At 73.2% G+C, this 20749-nt stretch carries 18 protein-coding genes, 2 tRNA genes and 1 pseudogene; 5 read left to right on the top strand and 16 right to left on the bottom strand.

Going from position 1 to position 20749, the window contains the following annotated elements; genetic code table 11:
* Nucleotides 1-10 precede the first annotated feature (10 nt).
* Nucleotides 11-82, top strand: a tRNA-Val gene (locus tag KM933_RS31905).
* Between the two features lie 65 nt (nt 83-147).
* A tRNA-Val gene (locus KM933_RS31900) sits at nt 148-222 on the top strand.
* 79 nt (nt 223-301) lie between these two features.
* On the opposite strand, the gene KM933_RS31895 is transcribed toward KM933_RS31900, so the two are convergent.
* From KM933_RS31895 to KM933_RS39870, 4 genes and pseudogenes are all read right to left on the bottom strand, one after another.
* Nucleotides 302-595, bottom strand: coding sequence for a TFIIB-type zinc ribbon-containing protein (locus KM933_RS31895; RefSeq protein ID WP_221358763.1), 294 nt, complete (start codon nt 593-595; stop codon nt 302-304).
* Nucleotides 596-669: 74 nt separating this feature from the next.
* On the bottom strand, nt 670-1620 hold the full coding sequence (locus KM933_RS31890; RefSeq protein WP_308013606.1) for a phosphotransferase: 951 nt from the start codon (nt 1618-1620) through the stop codon (nt 670-672).
* A gap of 195 nt (nt 1621-1815) precedes the next feature.
* Nucleotides 1816-2025 carry a hypothetical protein gene (locus tag KM933_RS31885; protein WP_221358761.1) on the bottom strand — a complete coding sequence of 70 codons (210 nt, stop codon included), beginning with the start codon at nt 2023-2025 and terminating at the stop codon, nt 1816-1818.
* Between the two features lie 222 nt (nt 2026-2247).
* Nucleotides 2248-2547 (bottom strand): annotated as a pseudogene (locus KM933_RS39870) (hypothetical protein).
* Between the two features lie 196 nt (nt 2548-2743).
* Between KM933_RS39870 and KM933_RS31880 the strand changes: the two are divergent.
* On the top strand, nt 2744-4114 hold the full coding sequence (locus KM933_RS31880; RefSeq protein WP_221358820.1) for a serine/threonine protein kinase: 1371 nt from the start codon (nt 2744-2746) through the stop codon (nt 4112-4114).
* A 29-nt stretch (nt 4115-4143) separates the two neighbouring features.
* Here the strand turns inward: KM933_RS31880 and KM933_RS31875 are convergent, their stop codons facing one another.
* The 9 genes from KM933_RS31875 to KM933_RS31835 all read right to left on the bottom strand — a co-directional run bounded on the left by KM933_RS31875 (nt 4144) and on the right by KM933_RS31835 (nt 17384).
* The gene (locus KM933_RS31875; RefSeq protein ID WP_221358752.1) at nt 4144-4962 is read right to left on the bottom strand and encodes a TrmH family RNA methyltransferase; all 819 of its coding nucleotides are present in this window, start codon (nt 4960-4962) and stop codon (nt 4144-4146) included.
* A 95-nt stretch (nt 4963-5057) separates the two neighbouring features.
* On the bottom strand, nt 5058-6302 hold the full coding sequence (gene cobA / locus KM933_RS31870) for a uroporphyrinogen-III C-methyltransferase (protein WP_221358750.1): 1245 nt from the start codon (nt 6300-6302) through the stop codon (nt 5058-5060).
* 299 nt (nt 6303-6601) lie between these two features.
* Nucleotides 6602-10612 (bottom strand): nicotinate-nucleotide--dimethylbenzimidazole phosphoribosyltransferase, encoded by a 4011-nt coding sequence (gene cobT, locus KM933_RS31865; RefSeq protein WP_221358748.1) that lies wholly within the window; start codon nt 10610-10612, stop codon nt 6602-6604.
* A 399-nt stretch (nt 10613-11011) separates the two neighbouring features.
* Complete coding sequence (gene cbiE, locus KM933_RS31860; protein ID WP_221358746.1) at nt 11012-12229, bottom strand: precorrin-6y C5,15-methyltransferase (decarboxylating) subunit CbiE; 1218 nt, start codon at nt 12227-12229, stop codon at nt 11012-11014.
* A 147-nt stretch (nt 12230-12376) separates the two neighbouring features.
* On the bottom strand, nt 12377-13015 hold the full coding sequence (locus KM933_RS31855) for a GNAT family N-acetyltransferase (protein ID WP_221358744.1): 639 nt from the start codon (nt 13013-13015) through the stop codon (nt 12377-12379).
* A gap of 217 nt (nt 13016-13232) precedes the next feature.
* Nucleotides 13233-14060 carry a MetQ/NlpA family ABC transporter substrate-binding protein gene (locus tag KM933_RS31850; protein ID WP_221358742.1) on the bottom strand — a complete coding sequence of 276 codons (828 nt, stop codon included), beginning with the start codon at nt 14058-14060 and terminating at the stop codon, nt 13233-13235.
* A gap of 118 nt (nt 14061-14178) precedes the next feature.
* Entirely contained in the window at nt 14179-15042 is an 864-nt protein-coding gene (locus tag KM933_RS31845) for a methionine ABC transporter permease (RefSeq protein WP_308013605.1), read from the bottom strand.
* Entirely contained in the window at nt 15039-16082 is a 1044-nt protein-coding gene (locus KM933_RS31840; protein WP_221358740.1) for a methionine ABC transporter ATP-binding protein, read from the bottom strand. The genes KM933_RS31845 and KM933_RS31840 overlap by 4 nt, the downstream gene beginning before the upstream one ends.
* 645 nt (nt 16083-16727) lie before the next feature.
* A complete protein-coding gene (locus KM933_RS31835; protein ID WP_221358738.1) occupies nt 16728-17384 on the bottom strand; it encodes an HAD family hydrolase in 657 nt (218 codons plus the stop codon).
* Nucleotides 17385-17454: 70 nt separating this feature from the next.
* Here KM933_RS31835 and KM933_RS31830 point away from each other — a divergent pair, with 70 nt between their 5' ends.
* Both KM933_RS31830 and KM933_RS31825 read left to right on the top strand, forming a co-directional pair.
* Complete coding sequence (locus KM933_RS31830) at nt 17455-17814, top strand: hypothetical protein (protein WP_221358736.1); 360 nt, start codon at nt 17455-17457, stop codon at nt 17812-17814.
* 1 nt (nt 17815) lies between these two features.
* Nucleotides 17816-18226: a hypothetical protein gene (locus KM933_RS31825; protein WP_221358734.1), complete on the top strand. Its 411-nt coding sequence runs from the start codon at nt 17816-17818 to the stop codon at nt 18224-18226.
* Nucleotides 18227-18321: 95 nt separating this feature from the next.
* Here KM933_RS31825 and KM933_RS31820 read toward each other — a convergent pair whose 3' ends face one another.
* The 3 genes from KM933_RS31820 to KM933_RS31810 all read right to left on the bottom strand — a co-directional run bounded on the left by KM933_RS31820 (nt 18322) and on the right by KM933_RS31810 (nt 20712).
* Nucleotides 18322-18825: a GNAT family N-acetyltransferase gene (locus tag KM933_RS31820; RefSeq protein WP_221358732.1), complete on the bottom strand. Its 504-nt coding sequence runs from the start codon at nt 18823-18825 to the stop codon at nt 18322-18324.
* Between the two features lie 46 nt (nt 18826-18871).
* Nucleotides 18872-19378: a sigma-70 family RNA polymerase sigma factor gene (locus tag KM933_RS31815; protein WP_221358818.1), complete on the bottom strand. Its 507-nt coding sequence runs from the start codon at nt 19376-19378 to the stop codon at nt 18872-18874.
* A gap of 146 nt (nt 19379-19524) precedes the next feature.
* Nucleotides 19525-20712, bottom strand: coding sequence for a glycerophosphodiester phosphodiesterase (locus tag KM933_RS31810; protein WP_221358730.1), 1188 nt, complete (start codon nt 20710-20712; stop codon nt 19525-19527).
* Nucleotides 20713-20749 lie beyond the last annotated feature (37 nt).

Below are 20749 nucleotides of genomic sequence, written 5' to 3'. Positions count from 1 at the left end.
ATCCTGTCCCGCGCGATTAGCTCAGCGGGAGAGCGCTTCCCTGACACGGAAGAGGTCACTGGTTCAATCCCAGTATCGCGCACGCAGTACGCACCACCGCGCACCATCGACGTCATGCGCCACCGGCGTCACCAGCAGGTCCGTCCCGCGCGATTAGCTCAGCGGGAGAGCGCTTCCCTGACACGGAAGAGGTCACTGGTTCAATCCCAGTATCGCGCACCAGCCGAAGCCCCCGGCCGTCTCGTACGGTCGGGGGCTTCGTCGTGCCGGGGATGGCGCTCAAGATGTGTTCGGGCCGCGCTCAGGAGGAGAAGAGCATGTGGCCGAAGCTCTTCTGGCGCTTGTGGCCGTAGTGCCCGCCATGCCCGCCGTGTCCACCGTGCGGAGCGCCCCAGGCCGGTGCGGGGGCAGCCGGATACGCCTGCGGAGCGCCCGGGGGCGGCGGGGCGGGCTGCGACCACTGGCTCTCCAGCCGGGTCAGCGACTCCAGCTCGCCGTAGTCGAGGAAGATCCCCCGGCAACCGCTGCACTGCTCGATCTGGACACCGTTGCGGTTGTACGTGTGCATCGGCGCACGGCACTTCGGACACTGCATGCTCGGCTCAACTCCTCGCCGGTAGGTACTGCTTCCACCTGGACAGACTCTGCCCCGCTTCGATCGGTTGCACCCTACGCCGGGCGTCCTTTCGCCAACTCGGGCGGGATCGCCGCCATCCGGTCGCACGCGTCCACCACGGACATCTCCACCTCGTCCAACGGACGTCCCCGCTCCACCGACTTGGCGATCGCCAGTGCCGCGGTCTGCGCGGTCAGTGCGCGGGCCGGCACATCGAGGGCCGGCCAGGGGTCCCCGTCCGCGGTGACGGCCGGGCCGCCCGCCTTCCGGTACGCGGCGAGGAAGCGGGTCCATTCGTCGGGCGGGAGAAGGCCGCAGGCGAACCAGGCCGCGGGGCGGGCCAGGTCCCAGGCGGGGTCGCCCCGGCCCAGGTCGTCGATGTCGATGAGCAGCCAGTCACCGTTCCCCGCCCGCACCAGCTGACCCAGGTGGAGGTCGCCGTGGCACAGCGTCCCGGTGTCCGGCATCGGTGCCTCGTCCCGCGCCCAGGGCGGCAGCACGGCCCAGGCCCGCAGGACCGGGGCGGCCGCCGGATGCGGGCCCGCCGCGCGCAGGCGGGCGAGGGCGCGGGCCGCCTTCTCCGGGCCGCGCATGGGCGGCAGACCGGGCGGGAGCACGGCGTCCGGCGTCCGGTGGAGCCCCGCGAGGAGGGTCGCCGCGGCCTCCCAGGGGGCGGCGTCGGGGTCGTCGCGGTCCACGGGGGTGCCGTAGGGCCAGCAGGTGACGGGCCGGCCGTCCAGTTCGGCCGCGTCCGGGGTGAGCGGCGGCAGGAGGACGCCGTCCAGGCCGGGGTGAGCGGCCACGGCCAGCCGCGCCGCCAGATCGGCGCGGGCGGTGTCGGCGGCGTGCGCCTTCACCACGGTGGCGCCGTGCCGGACGACGGTCCCGTTGGGCCGGTCGGCCAGCACGGAGGTGGCGTCCGCACCGCAGGCGCAGACGTCCGCCGCCGGGTGGGCGGCGGTCCGCACCCTGGCGCTGAGCGCGGGCAGCACATCGGCGGTCACTCGGGTCCCCCTCGGGTCGTACGTCCCGTGCGGCTCCTGCGCCGACGGGTCCCCCGGAGCGTACGCACCCATGGCAATGCGGGCGCAGCTCCCCAGCTGCGCCCGCATCTGTGCCGTCCGCCGCACCCCCGTCCCCACGGGGTTTCATGGCCGGATGTCCCCGCCCGGACCGCTCTTCCGGGCCTGGGGCGCCGCTCAGCGCCCCAGCATCACGCCCACGGACGACGCCTGTGTGACCACTGCTTCCCAGCCGCCGAAGACGACCACGAGCAGGGTGGCCAGGGGGAGGACCATGGCCGTCGCCACCAGGGGGTGGCGCCGACCGGACCGGCTGGAACCGAACGCGGCGGTGTACGCCTTGCGGCCCTGCGCACGGATCATGGTCCGCGATGCCGTGTCCGCCATGGTCCCTCTCCTGACCGTTCTGTTGGGAAAAGCTGTGCTTGTCCGGTTGCTTGTCTGGCAGCGGCGGGTGACTGACCTCGGGGGACGAGTGCTGCACCCGCCGCTTGACAACAAATCTAGGCGGGAGGCGCGTGCGGGTCGTCATGCCTTCGTACCTATTACCGGGCCTCCCGGAGGATGAGCGGTGACCTGCGACGTACTCCCCTGGGTGGAGAAGACGTCCTAGGTCTCGGGGGTTCCCCGGAGGGGACGTCCGGTCTGTTCCGAGCTGTCCTCCCTCGGGACCGGTTGTTCGACCAGAGCGAGCACCCGGGTGACCATGAAGCGCGCCGTCCGGACGACCGGTCCTCCCCCGCAGCCTCAAAGGGCGCGGGGGCGCCCCCACCGGGTGACTTCGCTCACTTCGACCACCCCTCCGCGGACCGCCGTCTCCGCCCTGCGGCCCGCACGGCCGGCCACCACCTCGCACGTCCGGGTCGTGTCCCCCGCGTCGACCACTGTCTCCACGCGATCACCCTTCACGGGTCCAATCCCCCTTCCGGGGCCGATGGTTGAGGATCCGCGCAGCTCAACGCCGCCCGGCTCCCCCGTCCCCTGACCACTCCTCAAGTTTCGCACCCGGCACTGACAATCGGTCGGGCCGCGAGGGCGCGGCCTCTGCGCGCGCCCAGCCGTGGAAACGTAAGCTGTGGCTCGTCAAACGGACCGGGCAGCGGGGATGGACATGGCGATGATGCGCCTGAGGCGCGAGGACCCGCGTGTCGTCGGCTCGTTCAGGCTTCACCGACGGCTCGGCGCGGGCGGGATGGGCGTGGTCTACCTGGGCTCCGACCGGCGCGGCCAGCGGGTCGCGCTGAAGGTGATCAGGCCCGACCTCGCGGAGGACCAGGAGTTCCGGTCGCGTTTCGCCCGCGAGGTGTCGGCCGCCCGGCGGATCCGGGGCGGGTGCACCGCACGGCTCGTCGCGGCGGATCTGGAGGCCGAGCGGCCCTGGTTCGCGACGCAGTACGTTCCCGGCCCCTCGCTGCACGACAAGGTCACCGAGGACGGCCCGCTCCCCGCGTCCGAGGTCGCGTCCGTCGGCGCCGCCCTGGCCGAGGGGCTCGTCGCCGTGCACGAGGCCGGGGTCGTCCACCGTGACCTGAAGCCGTCGAACATCCTGCTGTCCCCCAAGGGGCCGCGCATCATCGACTTCGGCATCGCCTGGGCGACGGGCGCGAGCACGCTCACACACGTGGGCACGGCGGTGGGCTCGCCCGGCTTCCTGGCGCCGGAGCAGGTGCGGGGTGCCGCCGTCACCCCGGCCACGGACGTGTTCGCGCTCGGCGCCACGCTGGCGTACGCGGCGACGCAGGACTCGCCCTTCGGGCACGGCAGTTCCGAGGTGATGCTCTACCGGGTGGTGCACGAGGAACCGCACCTGCACGGTGTGCCGGACGCGCTGGCCCCCCTCGTACGCGCCTGTCTGGCGAAGGATCCCGAGGAGCGGCCCAGCACGCTGCAGCTGTCGTTGCGGCTCAAGGAGATCGCGGCGCGGGAGGCGCACGGACTCGGCGAGGCCCGGCCGCCGGCGCCCCGTGCGGCGGAGGCCGACCGGCCGACCGGGCGGATGGCCGACGGCCATCCGGACCAGCGCACCCAGCGGCGTACGCAGGGCACGCCCGCGCCGCGCGGCAACGGCACGCCGTCGCGGTCCGGGGCGCGCCCGGCACCCTCGCGGAACAACCCGGCACGCGGGAACCCGACCCGTGGCAACCAGACGCGCGGCAACTCGACGCGTCCTGCCCCGGACGGCCGGACCGGTCAGAGCGGCCGGCCGCGCGGCGGGGCCGGGCGTCCGGGACCGCGGACCACCGGTACCAGGCTGCGACCCGCCAATCCGCGGCTGCTCAGGCAGCGGCTCTTCGTGTTCGTCGTGGTGACGCTGCTGGTGGCACTGGTCATCGCGGTGGCACAGGGCTGTCAGGGACCCGCCCGCGGTCTCGGCGGCGACCGCGGGCACGAACAGACACAGCCACAGCGGGAGAACGTACCGCGGCCGGACCGTGATGTGCCGGACGGTGCGCGCGCGTCTGGAAGCCTGGGGTAGCCGGGCTGCCGGACCGCCGGGCCGGGCCTTCAGGCGCCGGGGCGGCCCGTCGCCACCGCGTAGAACGCGACCGCGGCGGCGGCGCCCACGTTGAGCGAGTCGACGCCGTGGGCCATCGGGATGCGCACCCATTCGTCGGCGGCCACGAGCGCCTGGGTGGACAGGCCGTCACCCTCCGCGCCGAGCATCAGCGCGACCCGTTCCATCCGGTGCGGGGCCACCTCGTCGAGGGTCTTGGCCTTCTCGTCCGGGGTGAGCGCCAGCAGGCCGAAGCCCGCCTCCCGGACCGATTCCAGCCCTTTGGGCCAGGTGTCCAGCCGGGCGTACGGAACCGCGAAGACCGCGCCCATGGAGACCTTCACCGAACGGCGGTACAGGGGGTCCGCGCAGTCCGGGGAGAGCAGGACCGCGTCCATCCCGAGGGCGGCGGCGGAGCGGAAGATCGCGCCGATGTTGGTGTGGTCGTTGACCGACTCCATGACGACGACCCGCCGGGCCGACCGGAGCAGGTCGCCGGGGGTCGGCAGCGGTCTGCGCTGCATGGAGGCGAGCGCGCCGCGGTGCACGTGGTACCCGGTGACCTGTTCGACGAGGTCCGGGCTGACCGCGTACACGGGTGCCGGGAGCTCGTCGATGACGTCGCGCATCACGTCGACCCACTTGGCGGAGAGCAGCATCGAGCGCATCTCGTAGCCGGCGTCCTTGGCCCGTCTGATGACCTTCTCGCCCTCGGCGATGAACAGGCCCTCGGCGGGTTCGCGCCTGCGGCGCAGTTCCACGTCGGTCAGGCCCGTGTAGTCGCGCAGACGGGGGTCGGCTGGGTCCTCGACGGTGATGAGATCGGCCACAGGGTGATACTGCCTTGTCCTGGGTGTGGTGCCAACGGCTGGGAACGGGTTGTGTTACCCGGGGTTACTCGCGGGGTCGCCCGGTCGGGCGTGGGTCACTCGATCGTCTCGAACGAGCCGTCCGTACCCACCGACACGACCTCGCCGATGACGATGACGGCGGGGGGCCGCACCTCCTGGGCGCGGACGGTCGCGGCGACCGTCGCCAGGGTCGCGTCGACGCGGCGCTGCGCCGCGAGGGTGCCCTCCTGGACGAGCGCCACGGGCGTGCCGGGCGCCTTCCCGTGGTCGATGAGCGTACGGGCGATGGCGCCGATCTTGTCCACGCCCATCAGGACGACCAGCGTGCCGCGGAGCTTTGCGAGCGCCGCCCAGTCGACCAGTGAGCGTTCGTCGTCGGGGGCCACGTGGCCGCTGACGACGGTGAACTCATGGGCGACCCCGCGGTGCGTGACCGGGATGCCGGCCGCGCCGGGGACCGAGATCGAGCTGGAGATGCCCGGGACGACCGTGCAGGAGATGCCCGCCTCGGCCAGTGCCTGGGCCTCCTCCATGCCGCGGCCGAAGACGAAGGGGTCGCCGCCCTTCAGACGGACCACCGACTTGCCCTGCTGGGCGTGTTCGATGAGGGCGTTGTTGATGGCCTCCTGGGCCATGAAGCGTCCGTACGGGATCTTCGCCGCGTCGATCACCTCGACGTGGGGCGGGAGTTCGGCGAGCAGATCTCGGGGGCCGAGGCGGTCGGCGATGACCACGTCCGCCTCGGCGAGGAGGCGGCGGCCGCGGACCGTGATCAGGTCCGGGTCGCCGGGGCCGCCGCCGACCAGGGCGACGCCGGGTGTGCGGGTGCGGTGGTGGGGGGCCACGAGGGTCCCGTCGCGGAGCCCTTCGACCACCGCGTCGCGGACAGCCGCGGTGTGGCGGGGGTCGCGGCCCTCGGCGTTCGTGGTCAGGACGGCCACCGTGACGCCCTCGCTGTGGCCGGTCGCCGGGGTCCAGGCGGTGGCCGCGTCCGCGTCGTCCGCGCGTACGCACCACACGCGGTGCTCCTCCGCCTCGGCGGAGGCCGCGGTGTTCGCCTCCGGGTCGGAGGTGGCGATCAGGACGTACCAGGCCGCCGCGAGGTCGCCCGGTGCGTACGGGCGCCTCGTCCAGACCAGCTCGCCCGCGTCCGCCATGGCCTCGACCGAGGGGGTGGCGGCCGGTGAGACGAGGTGGATGTCCGCGCCCGCCGCGATGAGGGCCGGCAGTCGGCGCTGGGCGACCTGGCCGCCGCCGAGGACCACGACACGGCGGCCGGAGAGGCGGAGACCTACGGGGTAGGCGGGGTGTTCGGCCATGGAGGTACGGCTCCTCATGCGGGGCGGTGCGGGGCGCGCTGCGACGGTGGAGCGGGCCTGACGTGCGGATTTTAAGGGGCGTGCGGACGGAGGGCCGGGGCGGGTGGCGGGCCGGTGCCGCTGGGGGTTCTCTCCCCTGGCCCGCCCCTTTCCGAAACCGGGCCGCGCCCCGGGCCCCGCGGGTGCGGGACCGTCACCGGTCCGCGCTGGTCCGCGCGGGTCCGCCCATCCGTTCCGTACCCGCCTGGTGCGCGGGCACGGAACGGATGGGCGGACGGGCGCAAGCCGGCGACCGGCGGCTACTTCTCGGTCACGCCCGCCGAGTCGAACGTGGCCACCTCGTGCATCGCGCGTGCCGCGCTCTGGACCACCGGAAGGGCCAGAAGGGCGCCCGTGCCCTCGCCCAGGCGCAGGTCCAGGTCGACCAGGGGGCGCAGGCCCAGCTTGTTCAGGGCGGCCACGTGGCCGGGCTCGGCGCTGCGGTGACCGGCGATGCAGGCCGCGAGAACCTCGGGGGCGATCGCACGGGCGGCCAGTGCGGCGGCGCCGGCGCTGACGCCGTCCAGGATCACCGGCGTACGCAGCGAGGCGCCGCCGAGGAGGAGGCCCACCATCGCGGCGTGCTCCAGACCGCCGACGGCCGCCAGGACGCCGATCGGGTCGGCCGGGTCCGGCTGGTGGAGTTCCAGGGCCCGGCGCACCACCTCGGTCTTGCGGGCCAGGGTCTCGTCGTTGATGCCGGTGCCGCGGCCGGTGACCTCGGCCGGGTCGCCGCCGGTGAAGACGGAGATCAGGGCGGCCGACGCGGTGGTGTTGGCGATGCCCATCTCACCGGTGATCAGGGCCTTGTTGCCGGCCGCCACCAGGTCGCGGGCGGTCTCGATGCCGACCTCGACGGCCGCCCTGACCTCCTCGCGGGTCAGCGCGGGACCGGTCGTCATGTCGGCCGTGCCCGCCCGGACCTTGCGCGGCAGCAGGCCCGGCGTCGCGGGCAGGTCGGAGGCCACGCCCACGTCGACGACGCAGACCTCCGCGCCGACCTGGGCGGCGAAGGCGTTGCAGACCGCGCCCCCGCCGAGGATGTTGGCCACCATCTGGCCCGTGACCTCCTGGGGCCACGGGGTGACGCCCTGGGCGTGCACGCCGTGGTCGCCCGCGAAGATCGCGACGGCGGCCGGTTCCGGGATCGGCGGCGGGCACATCCGGGAGAGCCCGGAGAGCTGCGCGGAGATGATCTCCAGCATGCCGAGCGCCCCGGACGGCTTGGTCATGCGCTTCTGGCGCTCCCACGCCTCGCCGAGCGCCTTCGCGTCCAGCGGACGGATGTTGGTGATCGTCTCGGCGAGCAGGTCGTGCGGCTCCTCGCCGGGCAGGGCCCGGCGGCCGTACGTCTCCTCGTGCACCACCCAGGACAGCGGACGGCGCTTGGACCAGCCCGCCTGCAGCAGCTCGGGCTCGTCCGGGAACTCGTCGACGTAGCCGACGCAGAGGTAGGCGACGACCTCCAGGTGCTCGGGCAGGCCGAGTGCGCGGACCATCTCCCGCTCGTCGAAGAAGCTCACCCAGCCCACGCCCAGCCCTTCGGCGCGGGCCGCGAGCCACAGGTTCTCCACGGCGAGGGCGGAGGAGTACGGGGCCATCTGCGGCTGGGTGTGGCGGCCCAGGGTGTGCCGGCCGCCCCGGGTCGGATCGGCGGTGACGACGATGTTCACCGGGGTGTCGAGGATGGCCTCGATCTTCAGTTCCTTGAACTGCTTCGCGCGTCCCTTGGGCAGCGACTTGGCGTACGCCTCGCGCTGGCGCACGGCCAGTTCGTGCATCGAGCGCCGGGTGTCCGCCGAGCGGATGACGACGAAGTCCCAGGGCTGGGAGTGGCCGACCGACGGCGCCGTGTGGGCCGCCTCCAGGACGCGCAGCAGCACGTCGTGCGGGATGGGGTCGCTGCGGAAGCCGTTGCGGATGTCGCGCCGCTCGCGCATCACGCGCAGGACGGCCTCGCGCTCGGCGTCGTCGTAGCCGGGCGCGGCCGGGCCGGTGGACTCCCGGGGCTGCGCCGCGACGGCCGTGGTCTCCTGCCGGCCGGTCGCCGGGGCGTCCTGGCCGTCCAGGTCCTCGGCCCGCTGCGCGGCCACGGGTTCCGGGCCGGTGTCCTCGATGCCCTCCGCGTCCTCGGCGCCCTCCGCGTCCTCGGCACCCTCCACGTCCGCGCCTTCGGCGGGAACGGGCGGTACGGGGGCGGGTGCGGGTGCGGGCGCCGCCCCGGCCTCGGGGACCACCGGCGCCACCGGCCCCTCCTCGATTCCGGCCTCCTCGGTCCCGGCCTCCCCGGCGACCGGCTCGGGCTTCCTGGGGGCGGGCAGCACGAGGAGGGGCTCCTCCTCGTCCTCGGTCCCCGGGGCGGGTTCCGGCTGGAGCTGGGACTGGGGCTGCGGCTGCGGCTGCGGCTGCTCGACGGGCAGTTCGACCTGGTTCGTCGGGTCCGTCGGGGTCGTCGGGGTCGTCGGGTCCGTCGGGGTCGTCGGGTCCGTCGGGTCCGTCGTCCCTTCGGCCGGCTGTCCGCCCAGCTCCTCCGGCAGGGGCTGGACGGTCACGCCGTGCGGCGGGGTGGGAGCCAGGTGGGCGGTGGTGGGAACCACGCCCTCGACCGGTACGAACCGGCCGTCGCCGACGGGCTGCTCGGCCGCCGGGAGGAGGTCCTGCTCCGGCGCGTCCTGAAGCGGTACGTCCTGGAGCCGGGGGTCTCGGAGCTGCTCGGCGGTGCCGGCCGGGGCCACCTGGGAGACGGCGGTGTCCTCGGCGGACTCGGCGACGTCCTGGGCCTGGAGCACCTCGGCGACGACGGGCTCGGCCTGCGCCGGCTGCGGCTGCTCCTGAGGCCGGTGCTCCTGAGGCTCGACGTGCTGTCCGGGTTCGGCGTCCGGCGGGGCGGCCGTGTCCTGGGCCTGCGGACCCGGGGCCGGATACCCGCGCTGCGGGGCGTCGTCGGCCTGCGGGACCTGGAGGGCGTCGGGCGCGGCCGGGAAGGGCGTGGGCTGCGGAACGTGCGCGAACCCCGGGACCGTCTGGACGAACTCGGCCCCCTGGCCGTCCTGCGGGGCCGGCGGGAACAGGGAACCGTCGGCGAGCTGGGGTGCCTGCGCGTAGTCCTGCACCAGGACCGCCTGCGGAGCCTGAACCTCCTGCGGAGCCCGGACGGCCTCCGCGACGACGGACCCGGCTTCCTCCGCCGCCTCCGCGCCGGGTGCTCCGGCGATCCCCGCCGGCTGCGCGAGGGACGCTTGATCCGCCTCCGGCTGCTGAGGCGCGTACACCTCCTCCGGCGCCTGCACGGCTTCCGGGACCTGCCCGGTCGTCTCCAGGACCTGCCCGGCCTCCGGAGCCTGTCCGGCGGCCACGGCTGGGTCCACGACGACGTGATCGGGCGCCGCGTCGGCAGCCTGGTCGTGCGCGGGGTCGGGGACCGGCGCGTGCGCCCCGTCGGCCGCCTCGGAGTGCGCGGCGTCCGGGAACCGGTCGGTGTCCGGCGCGCCCTGCGGCCCCGCGACCGCGGCCGGCTGCTCCACCACCGGTGCCTCGGCTGCCTCGGGCGTGTCGGGTACGTCGGGCGCCTGTTCGACCTGTGCGACCTGCGCAGCCGGTGCGACCGCCACGGACCCGGTGTCCTCCGGACCGCCCGCGTGCGCTGCCGTGTCCTGCGGAAAGACCGTTTCTGCGGCCGCGCCCGGCGATCCGACCTGAGCCACCGGCGGCGCGACCTGCACCTGAGCGGGGGCCGGAGCCTGGGTCTGGACCGGGGCCTGGGCCTGGGCGCCCCAGGGCGCGGCACCCTGCAGCGCGATCTCGTCGCGCGGAGCGTCGAGGTACTCGGGACCGGTCGCGGGCGCGGTGGCCTGCCGCCCGGGGTACGGGGCGGCAGGCGCCCCCGCCGGACCGCGGTCGGCGAGCGAGCGCACCGGGCTGCTCGTGCCGTCCGGCGTCGGCGGACCGAGGTGCAGCGGGCGCCGGGCCACGGGCGGCTGCGGCGCGGGCGAGGACATCCGGACGGCGCTGAGGTCGACCGAACCGCTGTCGCGGCCCGACGTCTCGTGCGGGCCGGGTTCGTGGACGGCCTCGACCACCGGCGCCGGGGCCGGCGGGGCCACTTCGTTGCCCCACGCTCCCTGGGCGCCCGGCAGCAGCAACAGGTCTTCGTCTTCGGCGGGTGACTCGGAGAGGTAGGTGTACGCGCCGGGGGCGGGGACGCCCGGCTGCTCCACCATGCCTGCGTTCTCCGGCAGCCCCTCGCCCGGGACCTGGCCGGTGTCGGTCATGCGTACCCCTCGCCCATCGGTTTAGTGCTCCTACGACCTGCTCGTCCGGGGCGGCGCACCGACCGCCCGTCATGAGAACGAGCACACGGGCCGGGCGGCACGAACGGCCGGTCGACAAAGCCATTAACTGGCATTGTCGCGGTCGTCCCGCCACCGCGACAGGGTGATCCGTCACGGCCCGCTGTGGACTGCGCCACTTTGCGCGTCCTCCGGTTCTGCCGTACCACACGCACCGCAAAATGAGTGCGTTTTGCGGGCATTGACCGATGAAACACCGGACAACCCGATTGCAGTACAACGATCGGCCAGCCTACCGCGCGCGGTACGACAACAGGATCACAAGATGCACGCACACCGTGACCCGCGCACCACGACTCGCGCGCCGTCGGCCGCCGCGCGTCAGCGGGACGCTTCGCGCCGCTCGCGTTCGGCCGAGAGGAGGAAGGCGACGCTGCGCTCCTTCTCCGTCCAGGCGCGGGTGTCCAGTTCGACGGACTGCAGGAGGGCGCACTCGACCCGGTAGCCGTGCTCCGTCAGGTCCCTGCCGATGAGTTCGGCGGCGTCGCGGGTCGCGGCGTGCGTGACGATCCGCTCGGGGCGCCGGTCGGCGACGGCGGAGACCACCGCGGCACCGCCGCCCCCGACCCGTACGACGTCCGGTTCGGGAAGGTTCTCCAGGACGTGCGGTGCGGTGCCGTGGGTGATCTGGAGCTGGACACCGAAACGGCGGGCGGTGGCCATGGTGCGGGCACAGGCGTCCGCGTCCCGGTCGACGGCGATGACGGCGGCGCCGCAGCGCGCGGCCTCCGTGGCGAAGGCCCCGCTGCCGGAGCCGATGTCCCAGAGGAGGTCGCCGGTCCGCGGCCCCAGCCGGGCGAGTTGCGCGGCGCGCAGCACCTCGGTCTCGCCCTCGCCGAGTTCGCCGCCGTACACGTCGCCGGGCAGCGCCCAGCCGCGCGGGCCGGTGCCGGGGCCGCGTCCGGCGATCCAGCCGCCGTCCTCGGAGGAGGTGACCGGGCCGCCCATGACGATGACGACGTTCGGGTCGCGCCAGGTGTGGTCGGCGACCTTGTCGGAGGTGAGGACCGAGACCCGCTCGCGCTCGGTGCCGAGTTCCTCGCAGATGACGAAGGTGCGGTGGACCCCTTCGAGGAGGAGGCCCAGTTCGGCGGGGCCGGCCCCCGGCGAGGTGAGGACGGCGACCTTGTGGTGGGCCCGGCACACGTTCACCGCGCGGCGCAGGGTGCGCCGGTGGGCGACGACCACCTGCGCGTCGTCCCAGGGCATCCCGGCCCGGGCGAAGGCGGCGGCCACGGACGAGACCGCGGGGACGACCTCGACCTCCAGGCCGAACTCGGGTGCGCGCAGGGTGCGTACGACGCCGAAGAAGGCGGGGTCGCCGTCGGCGAGGACGACCGCCGTGCCGCGGTGGGCGGCGACGCGGCGGGCCGCGAGGGCGACGCTGCCGAGCCGGACGCGTTCGGCGGCGGGTGGCACCTCGGGGAGGGTCAGATGATGTCCCGCACCCGCCACCAGCGTGGCGGCGGCGAGAGCGGAGCGCGCCGCGTCGGTCAGCGGCGAGCCGTCCCAGCCGATCACCGTGACCCGGTCGGCCATCGTCGTCAGTCTCCTGGAGTCGTCGCAGGTCGTCAGGTGGGTGTGCGGTCACCGGGCGGGCGTGCGGAGCCCCGCGAGCGTACCCTGTGACGTCCGGGGACACCGGCGGGGGTGGAGCGGGGCGGGCGGGTGAGGACCCCTGCCGGATCAGTTCCAGTCGGAGTACGAGGTGAAACCACCGGTGTCGGCGAGCTGCTCGGCGATGCCCTCGATGTCCTCGGGGAGCAGGCCCCACACGATGAAGTCGGTGCGCAGGTCCTCCCAGCGTCCGTCCTCGGTGCGGGTGCGCGCTATGCAGGCACCGCGCAGGACGCCCTCGCTGATGCAGCCGATCTTCTGCGCGACCTGCTGGGAGGCGGTGTTGTCGGCCGCGGTGCGCAGTTCGAGGCGCTCGAACTTCTGGTCGTTGAACAGCCATTGGGCGGTGGCGAGCGACGCCTCGGACGCGTAGCCCTCGCCGCGCGCCCAGGGGGCGATGATGTACGAGAGTTCCGTGGAGCGGACGTGCCAATCCGTGTTGCCGAGCTGGACGAGGCCGACCAGGCGCTGGGTGAGGAACTCGGTGACGGCGAGATCGAGCCCGCGGCCCGACGTGCGCTCGGCGGGGGCGTACTCGTCGATCCAGGTGCGGGCGGCGGCCTCGGTGAAGGGCTGCGGCACGGACGTCCAGGCGGCCACCTGCTCGTCGTTCATCATCTCCGTGAAGGCGGGAATGTCGTCGTCCTCAAGAGGGCGCAGCACCAACCGCTCCGTGTTCAGGGAGATGTCGGGGAAGGTGTTCGTCATACGCCGCTCCGTAACCATCAGGGACCGTCGGGCCAGCTGAACTGCCCAGCATGCAGCATGAGGCCCCCGGACTGCACCACGGGACGGGGTCCTTGTCGACGAGTCGACACCATGGTGCAGCCGGGGGCGCCGGCCGGCGGGAAAGCGGATCCTTCCCGGCGTCCGGAGCGCATGACGGAAGAGCGGGAGAACCGGAGAAGGGCCGGGGGCTACGACGTCAGAAGGACGCGATGACGGATCCGGCGTACTTGTCCTCGATGAACTTCTTGACCTCGGCGGAGGTCAGGAGCTTCGCGAGCTTCTTGACGCGCGGGTCGTCCTCGTTGCCCTCCTTGACGGCGAGGAAGTTGCCGTAGGGGTTGTCGTCGGCGGACTCCAGGACCAGGGCGTCGTCGGCCGGCTTCAGGTCGGACTCGATGGCGTAGTTGCCGTTGATCACCGCCGCGTCGACGTCGTCCAGGGAGCGCGGGGTCTGGGCCGCCTCCAGCTCCTTGAACTTGAGGTTCTTCGGGTTCTTCGCGATGTCCTTCGGGGTCGCGTCGTTGCCCGCGCCCTCCTTGAGCGTGATGATCCCGTTCGCGTCGAGGAGCTTGAGCGCCCGCGCCTCGTTGACCGTGTCGTTCGGGACGGCGACCGTCGCGCCGCTCTTCAGCTCGTCGGCCTTCTTGATCTTGTTGGAGTAGAGGCCGAGCGGCTCCAGGTGCACCGTGACGACGGGGGCGATGTGGGTGCCGTTCTTCTTGTTGAAGTCGTCGAGGTACGGCTGGTTCTGGAAGTAGTTGGCGCCGACCGAGCCGTCCTCGGTCGCGGTGTTCGGCAGGACGTAGTCCGTGAACTCCTTGACCTGGAGGTCGAGCCCCGCGTCCTTCGCCAGGTTGTCCTTCACGTAGGTGAGGATCTCGGCGTGGGGAACCGGGCTGGCGGCGACGATCAGCGGCCCGCTCGTGTCGGAGCCGGTGTCCTCCTCCGAGCCGCAGGCGGTGAGGCCCAGGGTGAGGGCGCCGACGGCCAGAACAGCGGTGGTGAGCTTTGCGGTGTTACGCACGAAAAGTGCCTTTCCTCATGGACTGGTTGTCCCGCGAAGGGTGTGCGGGGACATCTGTGGTGGGGTGGGACGTACCGGGGAGGGGGACAGCGGTGCGGGGCGGGGCGGTGGCGGGGCCTCAGGCGACCTTGCCGGCACCGGCCGCGGACGGCGCCTCGGCGGAGGTGTCCACGGGGTCGGCGCCCGTGGCACCGGTGTCCGCGGAACCGGTGCCATCGGGGTCGGCGGCGGCCGCGGAACCGGTACCGCCGGACGTCCGGGAGCCGGAGTTCGCCGGGGCCCTGCTCTTCAGCAGCCTGAGCCGCGGTGCGGCCCCCGACCGGCCGCCGCGCCGGTGCAGCCCCCGCGCGGCGTAGTCGCCGGCGAACTGGATGAGGGAGATGACCACGGCGAGGATGCCGACGGTGATCCACATCAGTTCGGTCTCGAAGCGCTGGTAGCCGTAGCGGATGGCGATGTCGCCGAGGCCGCCCGCGCCGACGGTGCCGGCCATCGCGGAGTAGCCGATCAGGGCGACGATCGTCGTCGTGGTGCTGGAGATCAGCGACGGGAGCGACTCCGGGACGAGCACCCTGCGGACGATGGTCCAGGTATTGCCGCCCATCGACTGCACGGCCTCGACGAGCCCGCCGTCCACCTCGCGGACGGCCGTCTCGACCAGGCGCGCGAAGAACGGGATCGCGCCGATCGCGAGCGGCACGATGGCGGCCTCACGACCGATGGTGGTGCCGGTGATCGACCGGGTGAAACCCATCAGGGCGACCATCAGGATGATGAACGGCATCGAGCGGGCGATGTTCACGACCTGCCCGATGACCTTGTTCAGCACGGTGTTCTGGAGCAGGCCGCCCCGGTCGGTCAGGACCAGCAGGATGCCCAGCGGCAGACCGCCGACGACGGCGATGACCGTCGACCAGCCGACCATGTAGAGGGTGTCCCAACACGCCTGCTCCAGCAGCGGCCACATCTCGGACCAGGTCACTTGGCACCTTCCTTGACCGGCGCGGACGCCTCGGCCGCCGCTCCGACGAGTTCGATCTGCAGCCCCTGCTCGCGCAGGAAGCCGACCGGCACGACGTTGTCCTCGTAGCCCCCGGGCAGTTCGATGCGCATGCGGCCGACCTGCCGGCCGCCGACGGTGTCCATCGCGGCGCCGAGGATCGAGATGTCGATGTTGTACGTGCGCGAGAGCTGCGAGATGACGGGGCGGGTCGCGGCGTCGCCGTGGAAGGTGACGTCGATGACGGTCCGGTCGACGGCGGTGGCGTCGCCGCTCACCGGGAAGAGCGCGGCGGCCAGCTCGGAACCGGGGGTGGCGAGCAGCTCGCCGACGGTGCCGGACTCGACGATCCGCCCGTTCTCCATCAGCGCGGCCGAGTCGCAGACGGTCTTGACGACGTCCATCTCGTGCGTGATGAGCAGGACGGTGAGCCCCAGCCGGCGGTTCAGGTCGCGCAGCAGCTGGAGGATGGAACGGGTCGTCTCGGGGTCCAGGGCGCTGGTCGCCTCGTCGGAGAGGAGCACCTTCGGGTCCCCCGCCAGGGCGCGCGCGATGCCTACGCGCTGCTTCTGGCCGCCGGAGAGCTGGGCCGGGTACGCCTTGGCCTTGTCGGTGAGACCGACCAGGTCGAGCAGTTCCAGCGCCTTGCGGGAACGTTCCCCGCCCGACTTGCCGAGGATCTCCAGCGGCAGCTCGACGTTGTCCTGGACCGTGCGCGAGGACAGCAGGTTGAAGTGCTGGAAGACCATGCCGATGCGGCTGCGCGCCCTCCGCAGCTCCTTGCCGGCGCGCGGGCCGCGTCCGGCGAGGGCCGTGAGGTCCTGCCCGGCGACGGTCACGGTGCCGGCGGTGGGGCGCTCCAGGAGGTTGACGCAGCGGATGAGGGAGGACTTGCCGGCGCCGGACTGGCCGATGACGCCGTACACCTCTCCCTCGCGGACGTGCAGATCGACGCCGTCCAGGGCGGTGATCTCACGGCCGCGCGAGCGGTAGACCTTGGTGAGGCCTGTTGTCGTGATCACTGGGGTTTCCGTCACTGTCGAGTGCAGGGCGCGGGTGTGCGCCGGGCACGGGTGCATGCGGTGGAACGCGGCACAGTCCTTCACACGGTGGCGTGAGGAGCCGGGCTTCGGCGGAACTGCGTGCGCGGGGCGGGCTCAGTCGCGTACGGCGGGGACGTACGGGCGGACGTGAGCGGACTCGCTTCGGGGCGCGAGGCGGGGGTGGTGCGGGGGCCCTCTAGAAGGCGCACATTCGACACATACAGCGAGCACCGGGCGTCATGGTCGCCTCGGTCGCAAGGGTGCGGTTGCTCGTCGTGGTCATGTGAAAAGTAAAGCAGACATATGCATGGGACGGAGAACCGCTGTCCGTATGACGGACAGCGGTGGACACCGCCCGGCCGGCTTCGGGTCGGCTTCCGGCCGTCGGTCCGGCCGTCGGTCCGGCCGGCTTCCAGTCACGGATCCGGTCACGGGTCCGGTCGCCTTCCGACCGGCGCCCGGCCCTTGCCCGACCGTCGTCCGGTCGGCTTCCGGTCGTCGTCCGGTCGGCGCCCGGCCCTCGTCCAGCCGACTTCCGGCCACCGGTCCGGCTGCTTTCCGGCCGTCGTCCGGCCCTTGCCCGGTCGTCGGCCGGTCGTCGGCCGGTCTCTGTCCGGGCGCCGTTCAGTCCCTGATGGAGAGCTCCACTCCCTCGTCCGTGACCAGCGCGGACACGGCCGAGAGGTCCTCGACCACGATGTCCGCGGCCGTCCCGGTCAGCTCGGCGGCCCGGTGGGTCGTGGTCAGCGCCACGGTCCGCATGCCGGCCGCGCGGCCCGCCTGGAGACCGGCGGGGGCGTCCTCGAAGACGACGCAGCGGGCGGGATCCACCCCGAGCCGCCGGGCGGCGAGCAGGAACGGCTCGGGGTCGGGCTTGCCGCGCGTGATGTCGTCGGCGGCGACGAGGTTCTTCGGACGGAGGCCGACCTCGCCGAGGCGGGCCTCGGCGAGGCGCCGCGTGGCAGAGGTGACGACCGCCCAGCGGTCGGCGGGCAGGGAGCCGAGGAGCTCCCTCGTCCCCGGCAGCAGGTGCACCCCGCCCGCGACGTCCTCGACCTCCAGTTGCTCGATGCGTGCGAGCGCTTCGGGCACCCGGGCGGCCGGCAGCAGGTCGGCGACTATGTCGGCGGCGGGACGGCCGTGCAGCTCGACCCGGGCGAACTCTTCGGCGGTGATCCCGTACTCCCCGGCCCACCTGCTCCAGCACCGGTCCACCGATTCCAGGGACGAGACGAGCGTTCCGTCGTTGTCGAACAGCAGGGCATCGGCTTGGATCTTCATGCCCACGACCCTACGGGGGCGTGCCGGGGCCGGGGGCATCGGGCCTTTTGCGCCGTAATAGGGTCGCGGCATGCTTGTTGCCCTGACGGTCGCGACCGCCGTCGCCGCGCTCGCGCTCGCCGCCTGGTGCGGCTGGGCCGCCCACCGCGACCAGCCGACCAAGGACTGGCACTTCATCGGTATGGCCATGGTGACACTGCTCGCCCTCGTCCAGCTCGTGGTCGGCGTCGTCCGGCTGGCCCGCGGCGAGAAGCCGGAGCAGGGCACGACGATCTTCGTGTCCTACCTCGTCGGCGCCCTCGCGTGTGTCCCGGCGGCGGCCTTCATGTCGCTGGCGGAGCGCACCCGCTGGGGTTCGATCACGGTCGCCGCGGGCGGCGTGGTGCTCGCGGTGCTGCAGGTACGGCTCTACGACATCTGGGGAGGCTGAGATGGCGGAGCCCGGCCGGACACGGCTCATCGGCGGTCCGGGCATGCTGCTGGTGTGGCTGTACGGGGTGATGGTCGTCGGCGCGGTGTCGCGGTCGGCCGTGCAGATCGCGACGGAGTTCGACAGGGCGCCGCTCGCCTACTCGCTGTCGGCGGTGGCCGGACTCGTGTACGGCTTCATCACCTACTCGCTCGTCCGGGGCGGCGAGCGGGCCCGCAGGGCGGCGCTGGTGTGCTGCGCCGCCGAACTCGCGGGCGTCCTGATCGTCGGCACCTGGACCCTGGCCGACCCCTCGGCCTTCCCCGACGCCACGGTCTGGTCGGACTACGGCATGGGCTACCTGTTCATCCCGGTCCTGCTGCCGGTCACGGCCGTGTTCTGGCTCCGCCGCAGCAGAGCGGCCACCTCGTAGGATCGCTCCACGGGGCGCCTTCGCAGGACCACGTCCAGAACCGCACCGCGTCACAGAACCGCACCGCGTCACAGGGCCGCGTCCCGCGCGGCGCCCTACGCGCTGGTGACGAACGCGCCGGCCCGTGCGTCCTTGGCGAGCGTCACCAGGCTGAGCCGCTCGTCCACCCGCTCCGTGGCCACGGCCTCGTACCCGTGCTTGCGGTACAGCCGCAGATTGCGCTCACTGCGGTGGCCGGTGAAGAGCTGGAAGCTCTTCGCCCCCTCGTCCGCGGCGAGCCGGGACTCGATCGCGTCCAGCAGCCGCCCGCCCAGCCCGTGCCGCTGCATCCGCGGGTGGACGATGAGCTTGTCGATACGGGCCGTGCCGTCCGTGGCCACGGCGCCGCGCACCGAGGCCACCACCTCGTCGCCGAGCCGGGCCACCAGGACCGTGCCGTCCGCGAGCTCCGCCTTGAGGGAGTCGAGGGACTGGGTGAGCGGCTCGATGCTGTAGTCGCCGTACAGCGCGGCCTCGCTCTGGTAGCAGAGGAACTGCAGTTTGAGGATCTGTTCGGCGTCCTGTTCGGTAGCCGCCGAGATGGTCACGCTCATGCCCATGTGTGCATGCCTCCCGCTCACCTGTTCCGCCGGTTGTCCCTCACTCCTATCCCCGCGGTTCATGCGCCGCAACCTCCGCCGTGAGCATTCGGCGCAGACATCCAAGGCATCTGGAACGTTCCGGACCGAGGCTGCCCTGTGAGATACCCAACTCGTCCGCGATTTCCCGGTAGGTGAGGTCCTGCGGGGAGAGCAGGGCCGCGATGAGGCGCGGGCAGCGGCCCGGCAGCCGGCGTACGGCGGAGTGCAGGGCGCGGCGGCGGTCGGCGCCCAGCGCGAGCCGCTCGGGCCCCGGCCGGGTGTCGTCCACGGGCTCGGACGCGTACGGCCGTTCGAGGTGGGCCATGTGTCCGGCGCGGCGCGCCTCGGCCCGTACGGCGGCCCGCAGCCAGGCCGCCGGATCGGCGGGTGGGCCGTCCGCGCCGAGACGTTCCAGGAGGCGCACCCAGACGGCCTGCTCCAGGTCGGCGGGCTCGGTCGCGCAGGCGTACGCCTCGGCCGACGCCTCCGCGGTGAGCAGGGGGCGCAGGGCGGCCACCAGGTCGTGGGTCATGTGCGGCACGACGCGGCCGCCCCGCGCGAGGTTGCCGGGGCGGCCGTCCGTCACCCGACCGGGTCCGCGGGCCCGGCCGTTGACGGACGGGCCCGCCCTCTCGGGCCTGCCGGTCCCGCGGACCCCCGCCGGGCCCGTGAACCCCGTCAGCCGCGGAGGAAGTCCTCGCGGGCGAGGACACCGGTGTCCGGGTGGTCGGTGAAGACGCCGTCGATGCCGGTCGCGAAATACGCCCGGAAGGCGCCGAAGGCGTCACCGTAGGCGTCCGCGTCGGTCCCCCTGCGGAAGTTCGCGGGCAGGAAGGGGTTCTCGTTGCGCATCGTGTACGGGTGCAGGATCAGGCCCGCGGCGTGCGCGTCCCGGACCAGGGTGGTGGGCGTGGTGAGGTTGCCGCTCGCGTCCTTCGGAACGACCAGGTCCAGGGTCGGCCCGATGCCCTGCGCGTACGAGGCGATCCACTTCAGGCCGGCCGGCTTCACCAGGTCGGCGACCGTACGGGGGTCACCCGTCTCCACGAAGTCCCAGGGGCGGGTACCGGCCGCGGAGAGGAGCACCACGAGCGGGTTGTCCACCAGCTTGTCGAGACGCTGGACGCTGGTCGGCTCGAAGGACTGGAGGATGACGGGCGAGTTCTTCTTGTCCAGGCCGTGCCTGCGCAGCACCTTGGCGACCCGCTCCTCCAGGCCGAGACCCAGCTTGCGGAAGTAGGTGGGGTGCTTGAGCTCGGGGTAGATCCAGACCTGCCTGCCGCGCTTCCTGCTCTGCTCGTCCCGCCAGCGCAGCACCTCCTCGAAGGTGGGGATCTCCCAGCGGCCGTCGTAGAGCGTGTTGTGCGGGCGGTTGGCCGGGATGCGCTCCTTGGCCCGGAGGGTCTTCAGCTCCGCGAGCGTGAAGTCCTCGGTGAACCAACCGGTCGTGGAGACCCCGTCGAGGAGCTTGGTCCTCCGGCGGTCCGCGAACTCCGGGTGGGCGGCCACGTCCGTCGTCCCGCCGATCTCGGGCTCGTGGCGGCAGACGAGGTGACCGTCCCTGGTCGGCACCAGGTCGCCCGCCTCGACGACGTGCGCGCCCATGTCGAGGGCCAGCTGGTACGCGCCGAGCGTGTGCTCCGGGCGGTAGCCGCTGGCGCCCCGGTGCCCGATGATCGTCGGCTTGGGCAGGCTCCGGTAGCCCCCGCCCGTGTGCTTCTCGCCGGCTCTCGCCGTGGCCGGCAGTCCGAGGACCGCCCCGCCGGCGCCGAGCACCGCGGCCCCGAGCAGGGCGCGCCGTCCCGGGGTGATCCCGTCCCGGCCCTCGTCGGGCCCCTGCGTCTCCTGCGTGCCGTGCGTGCTCATGAGCGCTCCTCCGCATACTGCCCTGCACCTGTCAAAC

It is taken from the genome of Streptomyces beigongshangae (assembly GCF_019710745.1).
GTDB lineage: Bacteria > Actinomycetota > Actinomycetes > Streptomycetales > Streptomycetaceae > Streptomyces > Streptomyces beigongshangae.
Note: the sequence above shows the minus strand (reverse complement) of the source record. Positions and strands in the feature narration are given on the sequence as shown.